Origin of the sequence: Roseateles sp., assembly GCF_036404855.1 — a bacterium.
Lineage (GTDB): Bacteria > Pseudomonadota > Gammaproteobacteria > Burkholderiales > Burkholderiaceae_C > Pelomonas.
In genome coordinates, this window is the sequence record NZ_DASWYS010000008.1 from 1 (window position 1) to 16,985 (window position 16,985).

Annotated in this window: 17 protein-coding genes; all 17 read right to left on the bottom strand. The window is 66.3% G+C overall.

Translation table 11 applies throughout. The features are described from left to right. Nucleotides 1-479 (bottom strand): type IV pilus assembly protein FimV (locus VGF12_RS00500; RefSeq protein WP_414709954.1); only part of this gene is annotated, 479 nt, incomplete at its 3' end. Between the two features lie 276 nt (nucleotides 480-755). After that, on the bottom strand, nucleotides 756-1,868 hold the full coding sequence (asd, locus tag VGF12_RS00505; protein WP_331174088.1) for an aspartate-semialdehyde dehydrogenase: 1,113 nt from the start codon (nucleotides 1,866-1,868) through the stop codon (nucleotides 756-758). Between the two features lie 93 nt (nucleotides 1,869-1,961). After that, on the bottom strand, nucleotides 1,962-3,056 hold the full coding sequence (gene leuB, locus VGF12_RS00510) for a 3-isopropylmalate dehydrogenase (protein ID WP_331174089.1): 1,095 nt from the start codon (nucleotides 3,054-3,056) through the stop codon (nucleotides 1,962-1,964). Nucleotide 3,057: 1 nt separating this feature from the next. Further along, nucleotides 3,058-3,705, bottom strand: coding sequence for a 3-isopropylmalate dehydratase small subunit (leuD, locus tag VGF12_RS00515; protein ID WP_331174090.1), 648 nt, complete (start codon nucleotides 3,703-3,705; stop codon nucleotides 3,058-3,060). A 1-nt stretch (nucleotide 3,706) separates the two neighbouring features. Then, nucleotides 3,707-5,119: a 3-isopropylmalate dehydratase large subunit gene (gene leuC, locus VGF12_RS00520; RefSeq protein WP_331174091.1), complete on the bottom strand. Its 1,413-nt coding sequence runs from the start codon at nucleotides 5,117-5,119 to the stop codon at nucleotides 3,707-3,709. Next, nucleotides 5,116-6,009 carry a LysR family transcriptional regulator gene (locus VGF12_RS00525; protein ID WP_331174092.1) on the bottom strand — a complete coding sequence of 298 codons (894 nt, stop codon included), beginning with the start codon at nucleotides 6,007-6,009 and terminating at the stop codon, nucleotides 5,116-5,118. The genes leuC and VGF12_RS00525 overlap by 4 nt, the downstream gene beginning before the upstream one ends. Before the next feature lie 81 nt (nucleotides 6,010-6,090). Next, nucleotides 6,091-7,431, bottom strand: coding sequence for a hypothetical protein (locus tag VGF12_RS00530; RefSeq protein ID WP_331174093.1), 1,341 nt, complete (start codon nucleotides 7,429-7,431; stop codon nucleotides 6,091-6,093). Between the two features lie 226 nt (nucleotides 7,432-7,657). Next, nucleotides 7,658-7,867, bottom strand: coding sequence for a LytTR family DNA-binding domain-containing protein (locus tag VGF12_RS00535; protein ID WP_331174094.1), 210 nt, complete (start codon nucleotides 7,865-7,867; stop codon nucleotides 7,658-7,660). After that, nucleotides 7,867-8,334, bottom strand: a complete 468-nt coding sequence (locus VGF12_RS00540; protein WP_331174095.1) for a VOC family protein — start codon at nucleotides 8,332-8,334, stop codon at nucleotides 7,867-7,869. The genes VGF12_RS00535 and VGF12_RS00540 overlap by 1 nt, the downstream gene beginning before the upstream one ends. An 8-nt stretch (nucleotides 8,335-8,342) precedes the next feature. Continuing rightward, nucleotides 8,343-9,539 (bottom strand): NAD(P)/FAD-dependent oxidoreductase, encoded by a 1,197-nt coding sequence (locus tag VGF12_RS00545; protein WP_331174096.1) that lies wholly within the window; start codon nucleotides 9,537-9,539, stop codon nucleotides 8,343-8,345. Next, entirely contained in the window at nucleotides 9,532-11,577 is a 2,046-nt protein-coding gene (locus VGF12_RS00550) for an acetyl/propionyl/methylcrotonyl-CoA carboxylase subunit alpha (protein ID WP_331174097.1), read from the bottom strand. The genes VGF12_RS00545 and VGF12_RS00550 overlap by 8 nt, the downstream gene beginning before the upstream one ends. 11 nt (nucleotides 11,578-11,588) lie before the next feature. Then, the gene (locus tag VGF12_RS00555; RefSeq protein ID WP_331174098.1) at nucleotides 11,589-11,879 is read right to left on the bottom strand and encodes a helix-hairpin-helix domain-containing protein; all 291 of its coding nucleotides are present in this window, start codon (nucleotides 11,877-11,879) and stop codon (nucleotides 11,589-11,591) included. Then, nucleotides 11,876-13,408 carry an acyl-CoA carboxylase subunit beta gene (locus tag VGF12_RS00560; protein ID WP_331174099.1) on the bottom strand — a complete coding sequence of 511 codons (1,533 nt, stop codon included), beginning with the start codon at nucleotides 13,406-13,408 and terminating at the stop codon, nucleotides 11,876-11,878. The genes VGF12_RS00555 and VGF12_RS00560 overlap by 4 nt, the downstream gene beginning before the upstream one ends. 15 nt (nucleotides 13,409-13,423) lie before the next feature. Beyond that, a complete protein-coding gene (locus VGF12_RS00565; protein ID WP_331174100.1) occupies nucleotides 13,424-13,813 on the bottom strand; it encodes a VOC family protein in 390 nt (129 codons plus the stop codon). Beyond that, nucleotides 13,810-14,778, bottom strand: coding sequence for a methylmalonyl Co-A mutase-associated GTPase MeaB (meaB, locus tag VGF12_RS00570; protein ID WP_331174101.1), 969 nt, complete (start codon nucleotides 14,776-14,778; stop codon nucleotides 13,810-13,812). The genes VGF12_RS00565 and meaB overlap by 4 nt, the downstream gene beginning before the upstream one ends. Continuing rightward, the gene (locus tag VGF12_RS00575; protein WP_331174102.1) at nucleotides 14,775-15,203 is read right to left on the bottom strand and encodes a GNAT family N-acetyltransferase; all 429 of its coding nucleotides are present in this window, start codon (nucleotides 15,201-15,203) and stop codon (nucleotides 14,775-14,777) included. Before VGF12_RS00575 ends, meaB begins: the two co-directional genes overlap by 4 nt. Then, nucleotides 15,203-16,985, bottom strand: a 1,783-nt coding sequence (gene scpA / locus VGF12_RS00580) for a methylmalonyl-CoA mutase (protein ID WP_331174103.1), incomplete at its 5' end; no start/stop codon positions are given. The genes VGF12_RS00575 and scpA, both read right to left, overlap by 1 nt.

Genomic DNA, 16,985 nt, shown 5'->3' on the forward strand with positions numbered 1-16,985 from the left:
GCCTCGCTGGAAGCGGCAGCGGCGGGCGCCGGCGCAGGCGCCGCGGCAATGGCCGGCGGCGCGGTGATGATCGGCGCCGGCTTGGGCAGCCCCGGCGGGTCGAACAGCAGCGTGTACTCGCGCACGAGGCGGCCACTGGACCAGCTCAGTTCGAGGATGACGTCGACGAAGGGTTCCTGCACCGAGCGGTCGCTGCTGACGCGCAACACCGTGCGTCCGTTGTTGCGCACGACCTGAACATGGGTCGAAGTCAGCACCGGGTTGTATTCGACGCCGGAGGCGCGATAGGAATCGGGCGGAGCAATGCGCGCCTTGAGCGTGGAAGCTTCCTCGGCCGTCAGACTGGTGACGTCGATCTCGGCGCGCATGGTCTCCCCGAGCGCCGACTGCACATTGAGCTTGCCCAGGCCCAGGGCCTGCACGCTGCCGCTGGCCAGGAGCAGCGCAGCCAGCGCGATGTGATGGCGAGCAAAGCCCATGGGTCGAACTCCCTCGAATGCGTCGCGAATGTGGTCTTTCAAGGCATTCCCCAAAGCAACAAGGCGGGGCTCTTGAGGGCCCCGCCTGTCTCGATCTTCAGCACGCGCTGCATGAACCTGGTCTGCACGGTGTGACATGCGTCGAGTTTCGAATCAAAAACACAACGGTATCAAGCATATACGCTGAAATGCTCACGCGATACCTCATGTGTAGTTTGGTTTCAATATCGACGCCCGGGTGAACCCTAGGTCCAAGCGTAAAAGACCGTAAGCGAATTACCGTTCCAGCAGGATGCGCAGCATGCGGCGCAGCGGTTCGGCAGCGCCCCACAGCAACTGGTCGCCGATCGTGAACGCGCCCAGATACTCCGGCCCCATGGCCAGCTTGCGCAGCCGACCGACGGGAATCGTCATCGTGCCAGTGACGGCCACCGGCGTCAGGTCACGAATCGTCGCTTCCCGTGTATTCGGCACGACCTTCACCCAGGCGTTGTCCGCGGCGATCATGGCTTCGATGTCGGCCAGCGGCACGTCCTTCTTGAGCTTGAAGGTCAGGGCCTGGCTGTGGCAGCGCATCGCGCCGACGCGAACACAAAACCCATCGACGGGAATGGCTCCCGAGCCGAGGATCTTGTTGGTCTCGGCCATGCCCTTCCACTCTTCCTTGGACATGCCGTTGCCCAGGTCCTTGTCGATCCATGGGATCAGCGAGCCACCCAGCGGCACACCGAAGTTGGCCGTTTCCTCGGCGCTTAGCGAACGCTGCTTGGCGATGACCTGGCGGTCGATCTCGAGGATGGCACTCTTGGGGTCATCCAGCAGCGGCTTCACCGATGCGTTCAGCGTGCCGTACTGGGTCAGCAGCTCGCGCATGTGCTGGGCACCGCCGCCGGAAGCGGCCTGGTAGGTCTGCGTCGACATCCATTCGACGAGGCCAGCCTTGTACAACGCACCAACGCCCATCAGCATGCAGCTGACGGTGCAGTTGCCGCCGATCCAGTTCTTGCCGCCGTTGGCGAGGGCCTGGTCGATGACCGGGCGGTTGACGGGATCCAGGATGATGACGGCGTCATCAGCCATGCGCAGCGTGGAGGCGGCGTCGATCCAGTGACCAGCCCAACCCGCTGCGCGCAGCTTGGGGTAGACCTCGGTCGTGTAGTCGCCGCCCTGGGCGGTGATGATGATGTCGCAGCGCTTGAGCTGGTCGATGTCGAACGCGTTCTGCAGCGACTTCTCGTTCTTGGCCTGGGCCGGAGCAGCGCCACCGGCGTTGGAAGTCGAGAAGAACAGCGGCTCGATCAGGTCGAAATCGCGTTCGGCGGTCATGCGCTCCATGAGCACCGAACCCACCATGCCACGCCAGCCTACGAGGCCTACCAAGGTCGTCATCGTCAAATCCTTTCGTCGTACTGTCACCAAACCCCATCCATTTCGGGCCCCGGCTCGTTCGCCGGGTTTGGAGGGGCGAGACGAGACGGAGCTTTAGCTCTTAATGGTTTTGGTGGTCGTGATGGCTTTGACGACAGCGTCGCCCATCTCGATGGTCGTGACCTTCGAGGTACCTTCACTCCAGATGTCGGCAGTGCGCAAGCCCTGGGCCAGCACCGATTCGACCGCGGCTTCGATACGAGCGGCGGCTTCGGGCAGGTTGAGGGAGAACTTGAGCATCATGGCAGCAGACAGGATTGTAGCCAGCGGGTTCGCAATTCCCTTGCCTGCGATGTCCGGCGCGCTGCCGTGGCTGGGCTCGTAGAGCCCCTTGTTGTTCGCATCCAACGAGGCGGAAGGCAGCATGCCAATGGAGCCGGTCAGCATCGCGGCCTCGTCAGACAGGATGTCGCCGAACATGTTGCCGGTCACGACGACGTCGAACTTCTTGGGCGCCTTGACAAGCTGCATCGCGGCGTTGTCCACGTACATGTGGTCCAGCTCCACGTCGGGGTACTGGGCGTGGACCTCAGTGACGATGTCCTTCCACAGCTGCGAGGTCTCCAGCACGTTGGCCTTATCGACGCTGGTGAGGCGCTTGTTGCGCTTGCGTGCGGCCTGGAAGGCAACGTGGGCGATGCGCTCGATCTCGGGGCGCGAGTACCGCATCGTGTCAAAGGCTTCGTCCGCGCCGGGGAAGTGGCCGTCCACGGCCGTGCGGCGGCCACGCGGCTGGCCGAAGTAGATGTCGCCGGTCAGCTCGCGGATGATGAGGATGTCCAGACCCGCCACCAGCTCGGGCTTCAGGGACGACGCATGCGTCAGTTGCTCATAGCAGATGGCCGGGCGGAAGTTGGCGAACAGGCCCAGCGCCTTGCGCAGCCCCAGAATGGCCTGCTCGGGGCGCAGCGAACGTTCCAGCTTGTCGTACTTCCAGTCGCCCACGGCGCCGAACAGCACGGCGTCCGCCTCCTGGGCCAGCTTGAGCGTGGCCGGCGGCAGCGGATGGCCACTGGTCTCGTAGGCCTTGCCGCCCACGTCGGCCCATTCCAGCGTCACAGCCAGGTCCAGCGCGTTCAGCACCTTGACCGCCTCGGCCATGATCTCCGGGCCGATGCCGTCGCCAGGCAGTACTGCAATCTTCTTCATCTCAAATCACTCGGTTGTTCAGCCAGGGCTTCGCGGCAATGCGGGCGGCCTCGAAGGCGCGGATCTTGTCGCTGTGCTGCAGCGTCAGGCCAATCTCGTCCAGGCCGCCGAGCAGGCATTCCTTGCGAAAGGGCTCGATGTCAAAGGCGATCTCGGCGCCATCGGGCTTGACGACGACCTGGCGCGGCAGGTCCACGACCAACTGGTAGCCCGGAAAGGCCTTGACCTCGTCGAACAGCTGGTTCATCGCCGACGCCGGCAGCGCGATGGGCAGCAGGCCGTTCTTGAAGCAGTTGTTGAAGAAGATGTCCGCGAAGCTGGGCGCCAGGATGGCGCGGAAGCCGTACTGCTGCAGCGCCCAGGGCGCATGCTCGCGGCTGGAACCGCAGCCGAAGTTCTGGCGCGCAATCAGCACGCTTGCCCCTGCGTAGCGAGGCTGGTTCAGCACGAAATCGGGATTGGGCTTTCGGCTTGCCGGGTCCTGACCGGGCTCGCCATGGTCCAGATAGCGCCATTCGTCGAACAGGTTGGGGCCGAAGCCCGAGCGCTTGATCGACTTCAGGAACTGCTTGGGAATGATCGCGTCGGTATCGACGTTCTCGCGGTCCATGGGCGCGACCAGGCCCTTGTGGATGGTGAACTTGTCCATGTCAGGCCAGCGTCCTCACGTCAACGAAATGGCCGGTCATCGCGGCTGCGGCAGCCATGGCCGGGCTGACGAGATGGGTACGGCCACCGGCGCCCTGGCGGCCCTCGAAATTGCGGTTGCTGGTCGATGCGCAGCGCTCACCCGGCTCCAGCCGGTCGGCGTTCATCGCCAGGCACATGGAGCAGCCGGGCTCGCGCCATTCGAAGCCGGCAGCCTTGAAGACCTGGTCCAGGCCCTCGGCCTCGGCCTGCGCCTTGACGAGGCCCGAGCCCGGCACCACTAGCGCCAGCTTGATGTTCCTGGCCACGCGACCGCCCACGCGGCGCACGATGGCGGCAGCTTCGCGCATGTCCTCGATCCGACTGTTGGTGCAGGAGCCGATGAAGACCTTGTCGACGTGGATGTCGGAGATGGCCTTGTTGGGCTCCAGCGCCATGTAGGTCAGCGCGCGCTCGATGGCGCCGCGCTTGACGTCGTCACGCTCTTTGTCGGGGTCCGGCACGCGATCGTCGATGGCCAGCACCATCTCGGGAGAGGTGCCCCAGGTGACCTGCGGGCGGATCTGCGCGGCATCGATCTCGACGGTCTTGTCGAAATGCGCGCCGGGGTCGGAGTGCAGCGTGCGCCAGTAGGCCACGGCCTGCTCCCATTCCACGCCCTGCGGCGAGAACGGGCGTCCGCGCACATACTGGATCGTCGTTTCGTCCACGCCGATCAGGCCCGCACGGGCGCCGGCCTCGATGGCCATGTTGCAGACCGTCATGCGGCCTTCCATGCTCAGCGCACGGATGGCGGAGCCGGCGAACTCGATGGTGTAGCCCGTGCCGCCTGCAGTGCCGATCCTGCCGATGATGGCCAGCACGATGTCCTTCGCACCACAACCGGCGGGCAGCTTGCCCTCGACCTTCACGAGCAGGTTCTTGGCCTTCTTGGCCGACAGCGTCTGCGTGGCCAGCACATGTTCGACCTCGCTGGTGCCGATCCCGTGAGCCAGCGCACCGAAGGCTCCGTGGGTGGAGGTGTGGCTGTCGCCGCAGACCACGGTCATGCCAGGCAGCGTGGCGCCCTGCTCGGGGCCGATGACATGCACGATGCCCTGGCGGCGATCGGTCATCTTGAACTGCGTGATGCCGAAGCGATCGCAGTTGGCGTCCAGCGTATCCACCTGCAGCCTGGAGACGGGGTCGGCGATGCCGGCACTGCGATCCGTCGTCGGCACGTTGTGGTCGCTGACGGCCAGGTTGGCGCTCAGTCGCCAGACTTTTCGACCGGCCAGGTCCAGGCCCTCGAAAGCCTGCGGGCTGGTCACCTCGTGGACGAGGTGGCGGTCGATGTAGAGCAGCGCCGTGCCGTCCGGCTCGGTGTGCACGACATGCTCATCCCAGAGCTTGTCGTAGAGGGTTCTAGAGGTCATTGCTTATCTCGTGGAATCAGCGTGTCGACGAAGCGCTGCACCACCGTCGGCAGCCGCTGTTGGCGCAACACGCCCAGTACATATTCGCGCTCGGCCCAGGGTTCTTCCAGACGCAGGCAGCGCACGCCGAAGACACGTGTGAAGCGTTCGGCCGGTTGCTCCGGCAGCACGGCGACGCCCAGTCCCGCCTCGACGAGCTGGGCGATGGCGTCGAAGCCCCGCACCTGCCAGCGCGCGTTCAGCGTCTTGCCGCGCGCGGCAGCCTGCTCGCGCATCAGCTCCTGCGCGCTGGCGCCCGCATGCAGGCCGATGAGGTCGTAGGCCAGCAGGTCGTCGAACCGCACCTCCTCGCGCTGGGCCAGCGGATGCTTCAGCGGCACCAACGCGGCCAGGCGGCCGTGAGCGAAGACCCAGGTTTGCAGCCGGTTGTCCAGCAGCGGCGGCGAGAAGACGCCCACGTCCGCCCGCCCCTCGGCGACCGCGGCCTGGGCCTCGGCGCTGGTCAGGTCCTCCAGGCTGATGCGAATCTGCGCATGAGCCTGGGAAAAGCCCACCAGATGCGGCGGCAGCGCTTCCGTGATGGCGCTGCTATTCGCTGCAATGCGCAGATGGCCCTTGATGCCGCGGGAGAACTCCATGACCTCGGTCTCGAGGGCGTAGAGCGACGCGTGCAGCGAACGGATGTGACGCACCAGCGCACGCCCCGCTTCGGTCGGCTCGACACCGCGTGCGCGGCGCTCGAAGAGCTGCACGCCGAGGCGGCTTTCCAGGTCCGAGAGTCGCTTGCTCGCGGCAGCTAGCGCCAGATGTTCCTGGGCAGCGCCACGGGTGATCGAGCGCGTCTGCTCGATGGCCAGCACGAGGTTGAGGGTGGTGAGATCGTGTCGCATGATGAATCGGACTCCAGCATAGCCTTCGTGAATCAGGTGATTCTGCGCCAGAAAGCGACTTTTGTTTCGTCTCTCACGAAATCATTGCGAGGCCTTTCCGGCCTGCTTCAACAGCCCGCGCAGGGCATTGCGGCTGTGGGCGCCGAAGTGGCCCAGCAGCTCCGCGACGGCCCCATGCAGGACGTCGCGCTGGCCCTGCAGGTCGTGCGCGAGCTCGGGACCGAAGCGGGCCTCGTTGGCAGCGAAATCAAGATGGGGGTCGGTGACAAATCTCGCCGGCGCACCGACGACGACGGCCGCGTCCGTCGCCGGGCCGGCCTGGAAAGCCTCGGCGGCCACGGTGTCGCGCACATAGCCGGCGCTCCAGGCCGGATAGCGCGCGTCGCGTGTGGCATCGCGCAGGGCCAGCTCCAACGGCCCATCGCGGCGCTGACGGGCACTGTCCATGATCCAGCGCGTCTGAAAATCCTCCAGCACGAAATGGCGGTTGCCCTGCAAGACCACGAGCCCCTGCCGATCCGCCGGCGCGCCAAGCTGGGCTTTGAGGTTGACCCACATCATGCGGCCCAGTGTGGCGCCCGGCGCGGCGCTGGCGTGGTACGGCTGAGTCAGGTCCTCGACGTGGTGCAGTGCCATGCCGGCAAAGCGCCAGCCCCAATAGGCATGGCCGGTCTCCCAGGCCAGTTGGGCCAGGCCACCGTACTGCTGCACGCGCAACTCGGTGAAGGTGCGCGCGAAACTGGGCGCCAGCGTGTTGAAGATGGCCCCCTGGTGAAAGAAGCCCATGTGGAACGGTGCCTGCGAGCCGATAGCCACCGCCGGGTTGCCAAAGGGCTGCTGGCCGAAGCCGTAGGACGGGTTCTGCGGGTGTCCCGGGTTGTCGTCGAAAAGGTTCAGGTCCTGGCCGTAGTCCGGTTCGTCGCAGGCCGAGGCCAGCACGGCCAGGGCCGGAACCGCCTCGCCCGGCTGCAACGCGACGAAGCGCTGCGTGGCGCCGGCACCCGGCTTCACGGCGGTGACGAGGTTCGCGTCAATGGCGGGACGCGTCGATGCAGAGTCCCGCGGGTCAGGCTGCAGATACAGGGCCAGACGGGACTGAGGCGACAGCCTCAACGCGCGCAGGAAGGCTGCGCGCCGGTCGGCATCGCTGCGTCCGGCGTCGGCCAGAAAGCGCAACGACTCGGGACGAGGTGCGTGCTGCTTCAGATGTTCACGAGCCCACGCCTCCTGGGCGTCCAGCATCCGGGCAATGGCGGCATCCTGATCACGCAGGAAATCGACGAGCGATTCGGCCCTCACCGGCGCGACGTTCGCGACCTCGGGCATGCGCTCGAAGGCGCGATAGCACATGGGCGTGTGGTTGCCCCAGGCCTGCGCGAACGCGGGCAGCAACAGGGCGGACAGTGCGAGGGCAAGGCGCATGGGCGACTCAAAAAACAGAGGCGCATGATTTTGGCCCTTGCAAAGCCTTGCGACCGAATCCACGAAGCCGCTTGTGGCTGCCCCGCCTCCCGGTGTGCCACGGGCCGGTCAGCCCAGCGAGGCACGCGCAAGATTTGCAGCCCGAAGGTTAGGGGCGAGACCCCATGCGCGGAAGACGCCATCGCGCAAGTGCTGCTTCGCCGTTGGAAGAACACTTGGCCGGGGACTACATCTGCTTGACGCGAGCCTGGAATCTCTGGCTGACGCTGAGGGTTTCGGCATGCTGCTTCAGGTGGATGCTCATGTGCCCCAGCGCATCGCGCTCCACCCAGTCGGCATGCGCCAGGTTGACGATGGCGTTGCGATGCACCTGCCAGAACTGCTGGCCATCGAGCTGCGCGCCAAGGTCCTTCAACGACAGGGCGCGACGGACCATCAGCCTAACGCGGCGACGACATCGGGCGGCGCCTGCACCAGCTCGATCAGCACGCCCTCACCACCGAACGGGAACTGCTCGCTGCCCTTGGGGTGGACGAAGCAGATGTCGTGGCCGGCCGCGCCACGGCGGATGCCGCCCGGTGCGAATCGCAGTCCCTGCGACTCCAGCCACTGCACGGCCACGGGCAGGTCATCCACCCACAGGCCGATGTGGTTCAGCGGCGTCGCATGCACGGCGGGCTTCTTCTCCGGATCCAGCGGCTGCATGAGGTCCACCTCCACCGCGTGAGAGCCCTGCCCCAGCGTGCAGATGTCCTCGTCGACGTTCTCGCGCTCACTCTTGAAGGTGCTGGTCACCGGCACGCCCAGCAAGTCCACCCACAGGTGGCGCAGCTTGGCCTTGTCGAGACCGCCGATGGCGATCTGTTGCAGGCCGAGGACTCGGAAGGGTCGGGTATTGCTCATGGTCGTGGTCACAGTTTGAGCTGCCCCCACAGCCAGCCAGTCTTGTAGCCGGCCAGGGTGGCGATGGATTGTTGATGGATGTAGGGCAGCCGACCACCCCAGCCGAAGAAGCGATCGCGCAGCCAGGGCGCCAGCACGGCGTGGGACTGGAACATCGGCGTCAGGCCCTTGCTGGCCTGGCCGTAGAAACGCAGATGGGCACGGCGGCGGCGTGTGTAGCGCTCGAACACTTGGGGCCAGGCGCCGCGGGCCTCGGCGGCCAGCTCGTGCGCGTCGATGAGCGCCATGTTGGCACCCTGACCCAGTTGAGGGCTCATGCCATGGGCGCAGTCGCCGATGGCCAGCACTCGGCGGTCATGCCAGCGCTGCATCCAGACATCGGCATAGCGCGCCTCGCGCAACTGGGCCGGGTCGGTCAAGCCCGCGATCAGCGGCGCCACCTCGGGGAACAGGCCGCTCATCTGGTGCTTGAGCCTGTCCAGGCCCAAGCGCGTGGACCAGCCGGTCAACTCGGCTACCGGCAGGCTCCAGAACAGGTTGATACCGCGTTGGTTGTCGGCACGTGTTGCCTGACCGACGGGCATCAGGCCCAGCATCTGAGAGGCCGAGCGGAAGCGCTGGCGCAACTCGATCTGCGGGAAACCCTCGGGCGCAGGCAGCACGGTCCACACGGCGCCCCAGGGAAAGAGGCGCGCATGCTGACGGACATGCATGCTTTGGCGCAGCTTGGAGAAGCTGCCATTGGCAAGGACGAGGGCCGCGTGGCGGGCCGTGCCACCACCGGCTCGGATCAACGTCACGCCCCGATCGTCCTGCTGAAAGTCCTCCACCGCCGCGCCGCAATGCCAGCGCACGCCCAGATCACGCAGGCGTCCCCACAACAGCCCCATCAGCGCGCCGCGCTGGATGCCCAGGCCGTAGGCCTCAGGATGAAAGCGGCGGTAGCTCATGTCCAGCACGGCACGCCCCTTGGGCGTGTCCCCGAACAGCCGGTCCACGCGCGTGCCCAGCGCGAGCGCGCCGTCCAGCAACCCCATGGCTGCCAGCACCCGCTGGCCGGTTGGCTGCAGCAGCAGGCCGGCGCCGATGGGGCGCGGCTCGGGCACCGCCTCGTAAACGTCCACCTCGATGCCGCGCTCTGCCAGCCGGACGGCCGCCGCCGCGCCGGCTACACCCGCGCCGACGATGGCGACGGATTCAGACAAAGCGCAGGATGGGCTGGTCCACTGACAGGCTCTCGCCCGGCGTGGCCAGGATCTCCGCCACGGTAACGTCCTGCTGGGCCGTCAGGATGTTCTCCATCTTCATCGCCTCGATGACAGCCAGTCGCTCGCCGGCCTGCACGGCCTGCCCGACCTGCGCGGCAAGGTGAACCAAGAGACCGGGCATCGGCGACAGCAGTAGCTTCGAGGTGTCGGGCGGTGCCTTGTAGGGCATCAGCACCTGCAACTCGGCGGCGCGCGGGCTCAGCACGGTCAGCTCGACGGAGCGTCCGCCATGCTGGATGCGATAGGCCAGTGGATTCCTGGCCGTGCCGCGCTCGGCCTGGGCCGTGAAAGCCAGGCCGTTGACGGTACCCGTGATGCGCACATCGTTGAGCCGCGAGCTCGAGACGATGCGGTAGTCCTTGTCGCCCACCTGCACGCGAGCCTCGCCCAGCGCGCCGGCGAACTCGCTGATGCGCAGGGCATGCTGCTCGCTGCGCCCACCGCCAAGGTTGACGACGGCAACGTAGTCATGCTCGATCTGCACCTCGTGGCCTCGCAGCTGGCCACTGATGCCGGCCTCGCGCTCGCGCGCCTTGCGGCGGATGAAGCCCGCCAGCGCGACGAGGAACAGCGGGTCGTCGTGCGGCACGTCCTCGGCCTTGAAGCCGCCGGCGTAGTGCTGGGCGATGAAGCCGGTGTTGAAGTTGCCGGTCGCGAAATCGGCGTGCCCCAGCAGCGCCGCCTGGAAAGGAATGTTGCTGGACACGCCGCGGATGACGAAGCCGTTCAGCGCCTCGCGCATCTTGACGATGGCCTCGGCGCGGTCCTTCCCGTGCACGATGAGCTTGGCGATCATCGAGTCGTAGAACATCGGGATCTCGCCACCCTCGTAGACGCCGGTGTCCACGCGCACGCCGAAGCGGGTCGGCTCAGCCTGCTGCATGCTCGTCTCCGGCGGCTGGTAGCGCACCAGCCGACCGGTGGATGGCAGGAAGTTGCGGAAGGGGTCTTCCGCATTGATGCGGCACTCGATCGCCCAGCCGTCGCGCTTGATGTCGGCCTGTGTGAAGGACAGCGGCTCGCCGGCGGCGACGCGGATCATCTGCTCGACGAGATCGAGCCCGGTGATGCACTCGGTGACCGGGTGCTCCACCTGAAGCCGCGTGTTCATCTCCAGGAAGTAGAAGTCCTGGTCCTTGCCGACGACGAACTCCACCGTGCCGGCGCTCTGATACTTGACGGCCTTGGCCAGCGCCACGGCCTGCTCACCCATGGCGCGGCGCGTGGCCTCGCTGATGAACGGCGACGGCGCCTCCTCGATGACCTTCTGGTGGCGGCGCTGGATGGAACACTCGCGCTCCCACAGGTAGACGACGTTGCCCTGCGAGTCGCCCAGCACCTGGATCTCGATATGGCGGGGCTGCTCGACGAACTTCTCCATGAAGACGCGGTCGTCGCCAAAGCTGTTGCGAGCCTCGTTGCGACAGGACGTGAAGCCCTCGAAGCACTCCTTGTCGTTGAAGGCCACGCGCAGCCCCTTGCCGCCGCCGCCCGCGCTGGCCTTGATCATCACCGGGTAGCCGATGCGCTGGGCAATCTGCACGGCCTCCTCTGGCGAAAGGATGGGCTCGTTGTGGCCCGGAATGGTGCTGACCTTGGCCTCGCCCGCCAGCTTCTTGGAGGCGATCTTGTCGCCCATGGCCGCAATGCTGTGGTGCTTGGGGCCGATGAAGACGATGCCTTCCTCCTCGCAGCGGCGCGCGAAGTCCTCGTTCTCGGACAGGAAACCATAGCCCGGGTGCAGTGCCTGGGCGCCGGTCTCCTTGCACGCGGCAATGATCTTGTCGGCGACCAGGTAGCTCTCGCGCGACGGCGCCGGGCCCAGCAGCACGGCCTCGTCGGCCAGCTCCACGTGGCGAGCGTCCCTGTCCGCTTCGGAGTAGACGGCGACGGTCTGGATGCCCATCTTCCGGGCGGTGGCGATGACGCGGCAAGCGATCTCGCCGCGGTTCGCAATGAGGATCTTTGTGAACATGTTGAGCCTCGTTATTTCTTTGTGCCCAGCAGCTTCTTGCGCTGCTCGGTGAAGTTCCACCACGGCTGGGCAGGCCCGCCGTTCATGAAGTCGTGCGCGACCATAAAGGTGTCCAGCACGCAAGGGTCATGACGTTGACCCATGGGATCGCGAAGGCGGTCATAGGTCTCGAAGGGATCCATGCGCTTCACGTCGGCCGGCGTCGTCACGCCCAAGCCGATGAGGTCGGCCTCCATCGCCTTGCCGATGTTGGGAATGTCGGTGAGCCGCTTCGCGTCGACGGCGCTGGTCGCCTTATTCACAGCGGGATGTTGCCGTGCTTGCGCCACGGGTTCTCCAGCTTCTTGTCCTTCAACATCGCCAGCGAGCGGCAGATGCGCTTGCGCGTCTCGTGCGGCTGGATGACGTCGTCAATGAAACCACGCGCGCCAGCCACGAAGGGGTTGGCGAAGCGGGCCTTGTACTCGGCCTCACGCTCGGCCAGCTTGCCCGGATCCTTCTTGTCCTCGCGGAAGATGATCTCCACCGCACCCTTGGCGCCCATCACGGCGATCTCGGCGTTGGGCCAGGCGAAGTTGACATCCCCGCGCAGATGCTTGGAGGCCATCACGTCGTAGGCGCCACCGTAGGCCTTGCGCGTGATGACGGTGATCTTGGGCACCGTCGCCTCAGCGTAGGCATAGAGGAGCTTGGCGCCGTGCTTGATGATGCCGCCGTACTCCTGCGAGGTGCCGGGCATGAAGCCGGGCACGTCGACGAAGGTGACGACGGGGATGTGGAAGGCGTCGCAGAAGCGCACGAAGCGCGCGGCCTTGATGCTGCTCTTGATGTCCAGGCAACCGGCCAGCACCAACGGCTGGTTGGCGACGATGCCCACCGTCTGGCCCTCCATACGCCCAAAGCCGGTGACGATGTTCTTGGCGTAGTCGGGCTGCAGCTCGAAGAAGTCGCCGTCGTCGACGACCTTGAGGATCAGTTCCTTGATGTCGTACGGCTTGTTGGGGTTGTCGGGCACCAGCGTGTCCAGCGACAGGTCGAGCCGCGAGGCCGGATCGCCACTGGGGCGAACGGGCGCCTTCTCGCGGTTGGACAGCGGCAGGTAGTTGAAGAAGCGGCGCAGCATCAGCAGCGCCTCCACATCATTCTCGAACGCCAGGTCGGCCACGCCGCTGCGGGTGTTGTGCGTGGTGGCGCCGCCCAGTTCCTCGGCAGTGACCTCCTCGTGCGTCACGGTCTTCACGACCTCGGGGCCCGTGACGAACATGTACGAGCTGTCCTTCACCATGAAAATGAAGTCCGTCATCGCCGGCGAGTACACCGCGCCGCCGGCGCAGGGGCCCATGATCATGCTGATCTGGGGGATGACGCCGGACGCCATCACGTTCTTCTGGAAGACGTCGGCATAGCCACCGAGCGACGCCACGCCTTCCTGAATGCGCGCGCCGCCCGAATCGTTCAGGCCGATGACGGGGGCGCCAACCTTCATGGCCTGGTCCATCACCTTGCAGATCTTCTCGGCATGGGCTTCGCTGAGCGCGCCGCCGAAGACGGTGAAGTCCTGGCTGAAGGCAAAGGCCAGCCGGCCGTTGATCATGCCGTAGCCGGTCACGACGCCGTCGCCAGGGATCTTGTTGTCGGCCATGCCGAAGTCCACGCAGCGGTGCTCGACGAACATGTCCCATTCCTCGAAGCTGCCTTCGTCGAATAGAAGCTCCAGTCGCTCGCGGGCGGTCAGCTTGCCCTTGGCGTGCTGGGCGGCAATGCGCTTCTCGCCGCCGCCCAGCCGCGCGCGGGCGCGCTTGGCTTCGAGTGCTTGCAGGATGTCATGCATGGTGGTCGGCTCTCTTCAGAACGGAAAGTTGATCTCCACGCCGTTGCCGGCGGGGTCTTGCAGAAAGAACTGGTGCTGGCCGGTCACGGCCGAGCGAGATTCATGGAAGCGAACGCCCAGCTCGACGAGGCGGGCCGCCATGGCCGGAGCGTCGCTGCCGGCAAAGGCAGTGTGATCGAAGGTCGTCGGCGCGGCCGGGTCGACCGGGCCTCGCGCCGCTTCACCAGGCCGCTGCTCGGACAGGTGGACGATGGGATGGCCGCCGGCATAGAGCCAGTAGCCCGGGGTGCCGAAATCCGGCCGCTGACCGACTTCCAGGCCCAGCACGTCGCGGTAGAAATCGCGCAGCGTCGCCAGCATCGGCGCCGGCGCACGCAGGTTGATGTGGTGCAAGCCAGAGATCATGCGTGGCTCCCGGACTTGAAGGCAGCGAGGAGTTGGCGCGCCGCCGTGGAGGCGGGCGTGCGGCCCTCGCGCACCGCTGCCGTCGCGACATCAAGCTGGGCGTGAACGACGGGATGGGCGACAAAGGCCTGCTTCAGCCCGGACTGGATGCGCTCCCACATCCACGCCAGCGACTGATCGCGCCGCCGGGCTGCCCAGGCGCCGCTGGCCTCGCGCTCGTCGCGCAGCGCCGTCAGCGCAGCCCACACAGGCGCGATGCCATTGGACTTCAATGCGCTGACCTTCATCACGCGCTGCGTGGCGTGGGCATGGGCCGGCATCAACCTCAGCGCAGACGTGATCTGTGCCTGCGCGCGGGTGGCGGCGGCATCGTCGAGGTCGGCCTTGTTGATGACGACCAGGTCAGCCAGCTCCATGACGCCCTTCTTGATGGCCTGCAGATCGTCGCCCGCATTGGGCAGCTGCAACAGCAGGTAGAGGTCGGTCATGCTGGCCACGGCCGTCTCGCTCTGGCCCACGCCCACGGTCTCGACGATGACGACGTCGTAACCCGCTGCCTCACACAGCAGCAGGGCTTCCCGGGTCTTCTCGGCCACACCGCCCAATGTGCCCCCGCTGGGGCTGGGGCGAATGAAGGCGCGCGTATCCATGGAGAGCTTCTCCATGCGTGTCTTGTCGCCCAGGATGGCACCTCCCGACACGCAGCTGGAGGGGTCGATGGTCAGCACCGCCACGCGGTGGCCCTGCTCCAGCAGGAAGACGCCGAAAGCCTCGATGAAGGTGCTCTTGCCCACGCCCGGCACACCGGAAATGCCCAGCCGCAGCGCACGACCGGTGGCGGGCATCAACTCGGTCAGCAGCGCATCGGCCTGCTCGCGATGGTCGCCCCGGGTGGACTCCACGAGCGTGATGGCCTTTGCCAGCGCACGGCGCTGGCCGGCCTTGAGCGGTGCGGCCAGGCTCATGCCACGGTCTCCCAGCGGTACTCGATGTCGAAGTCCCGCTCCTCTACGGCGCGGAAGCCATGGCGACGGTAGAAGTCGTTGGCACGGCTTTCGCGCAGCGCGGCCAGCGTGATCGGCAGCCCCTGCGCCTTGAGGCGCTCGAGCACCCAGGCGCCGATGCCGCGGCCTTGCGCCGACGGCCTCAGGTACAGGTGGTGCAGGCGCAACTCGCCTTCGCCCGGCTCGACCGTGAAGTAGCCCACGCGCTCGTCATCCACGACGAGATGCTGCATCCACTCAGGCCGGAACTGGCTCCTCAGGCGCGCCCGCGCCACGGCCGGATCGAAGCGACCCAGCCGCTCTAGGCTCTCGCGCAAGGCCTCGATGCGCAGGCTCAGCATGGCCTCGAAATCCTCATCGACGACGGGAGCCAGCGTCGGCGTCATCAGGCGGGCACTCCCGCCAGCTGCGCCTTGATCGCCTCCAGCACGCCCTTGGCACTGGCCGGGATGGGCGTGCCGGGGCCGTAGATGCCTTTGACGCCGGCATCGAACAGGAAGCCATAGTCCTGCTGCGGGATGACGCCGCCGACGAAGACGATGATGTCGTCCGCACCCTGCTTCTTCAGCTCGGCAATGATGGCCGGCACCAGCGTCTTGTGGCCGGCGGCCAGCGTGGATACGCCCACCGCATGCACGTCGTTCTCGATGGCCTGGCGCGCGCATTCCTCAGGTGTCTGGAACAGCGGGCCGATGTCGACGTCGAAACCCAGGTCGGCGAAGGCTGTGGCGACGACCTTGGCACCGCGATCATGGCCGTCCTGGCCCAACTTGGCGATCATCACGCGCGGGCGGCGCCCCTGTTCGTCACCAAATGCGGCAATCTCGCCCTGCAGCTTGGCCCAGCCTTCAGCCGAATCGTAGGCGGCCGCGTAGACGCCGCTGACCTTGTGCGTGTCGGCACGATGGCGGCCGAACACGGACTCCAGCGCGTCGGACACCTCGCCCACCGTCGCGCGCAGCCGCATCGCCTGGATGCTGAGGTCCAGCAGGTTGCCCTCACCATTCTCGGCCGCGCGCGTCAGCGCGCCCAGGGCAGCCTGCACGGCGTCCGTGTCGCGCGTGGCCTTGATCTTCTTCAGCCGTTCGATCTGCGCCTCCCGCACCTTCACGTTGTCCACGTCCAGGATCTCGATCGTGTCTTCCTTGGCCAGCTTGTACTTGTTGACGCCAACGATGACGTCCTGGCCCGAGTCGATGCGTGCCTGCTTCTCGGCAGCGCTCGCCTCGATCTTGAGCTTGGCCCAGCCGGAGTCCACCGCCTTGATCATGCCGCCTTGGGCGTTCACTTCCTCGATGATGGCCCAGGCCTTGTCGGCCATGTCCTGCGTGAGCTTCTCCATCATGTAGCTGCCGGCCCAGGGGTCGACGACGTTGGTGATGTGAGTCTCCTCCTGGATGATGAGCTGGGTGTTGCGCGCAATGCGGCTGCTGAACTCGGTGGGCAGCGCGATGGCTTCGTCCAGCGAGTTGGTGTGCAGGCTCTGCGTGCCGCCGAACACGGCTGCCATGGCCTCGATGGTGGTGCGCACGACGTTGTTGTACGGGTCCTGTTCGGTCAGGCTCCAGCCCGAGGTCTGGCAGTGGGTGCGCAACATCAGGCTCTTGGGCGATGTGGCACCGAAGCCCTTCATGATGCGGCACCACAACAGGCGCGCGGCGCGCATCTTGGCGATCTCGAGATAGAAGTTCATCCCGATGGCCCAGAAGAATGACAGTCGCGGCGCGAAGTCGTCCACGTTCAGCCCCTTGGCCAGGGCCGTCTTCACGTACTCCTGGCCGTCGGCCAGCGTGAAGGCCAGCTCCAGTGCCTGCGTGGCCCCCGCCTCCTGCATGTGATAGCCGGAGATGGAAATGGAGTTGAACTTGGGCATCTCCCGCGCCGTGTACTCGATGATGTCGCCGACGATGCGCATCGACGGCTCCGGCGGGTAGATGTAGGTGTTTCGGACCATGAACTCCTTGAGGATGTCGTTCTGAATGGTCCCGGCCAGCTGGTGCTGGCCCACGCCCTGCTCCTCCGCCGCAACGACGTAACCCGCCAGCACCGGCAGCACGGCGCCGTTCATGGTCATGGAGACAGACACCTTGTCCAGCGGGATGCCGTCGAACAGGATCTTCATGTCCTCCACCGAGTCGATGGCCACGCCAGCCTTGCCGACATCGCCG

Excerpts from the sequence above, each read along its gene's own strand:
- asd (WP_331174088.1), bottom strand. The coding sequence starts at position 1,868 with ATGACGACCTTGGTAGGCCTCGTAGGCTGGCGTGGCATGGTGGGTTCG.
- leuB (WP_331174089.1), bottom strand. The coding sequence starts at position 3,056 with ATGAAGAAGATTGCAGTACTGCCTGGCGACGGCATCGGCCCGGAGATC.
- leuD (WP_331174090.1), bottom strand. The coding sequence starts at position 3,705 with ATGGACAAGTTCACCATCCACAAGGGCCTGGTCGCGCCCATGGACCGC.
- leuC (WP_331174091.1), bottom strand. The coding sequence starts at position 5,119 with ATGACCTCTAGAACCCTCTACGACAAGCTCTGGGATGAGCATGTCGTG.
- VGF12_RS00525 (WP_331174092.1), bottom strand. The coding sequence starts at position 6,009 with ATGCGACACGATCTCACCACCCTCAACCTCGTGCTGGCCATCGAGCAG.
- VGF12_RS00530 (WP_331174093.1), bottom strand. The coding sequence starts at position 7,431 with ATGCGCCTTGCCCTCGCACTGTCCGCCCTGTTGCTGCCCGCGTTCGCG.
- VGF12_RS00535 (WP_331174094.1), bottom strand. The coding sequence starts at position 7,867 with ATGGTCCGTCGCGCCCTGTCGTTGAAGGACCTTGGCGCGCAGCTCGAT.
- VGF12_RS00540 (WP_331174095.1), bottom strand. The coding sequence starts at position 8,334 with ATGAGCAATACCCGACCCTTCCGAGTCCTCGGCCTGCAACAGATCGCC.
- VGF12_RS00550 (WP_331174097.1), bottom strand. The coding sequence starts at position 11,577 with ATGTTCACAAAGATCCTCATTGCGAACCGCGGCGAGATCGCTTGCCGC.
- VGF12_RS00560 (WP_331174099.1), bottom strand. The coding sequence starts at position 13,408 with ATGCATGACATCCTGCAAGCACTCGAAGCCAAGCGCGCCCGCGCGCGG.
- VGF12_RS00565 (WP_331174100.1), bottom strand. The coding sequence starts at position 13,813 with ATGATCTCTGGCTTGCACCACATCAACCTGCGTGCGCCGGCGCCGATG.
- meaB (WP_331174101.1), bottom strand. The coding sequence starts at position 14,778 with ATGAGCCTGGCCGCACCGCTCAAGGCCGGCCAGCGCCGTGCGCTGGCA.
- VGF12_RS00575 (WP_331174102.1), bottom strand. The coding sequence starts at position 15,203 with ATGACGCCGACGCTGGCTCCCGTCGTCGATGAGGATTTCGAGGCCATG.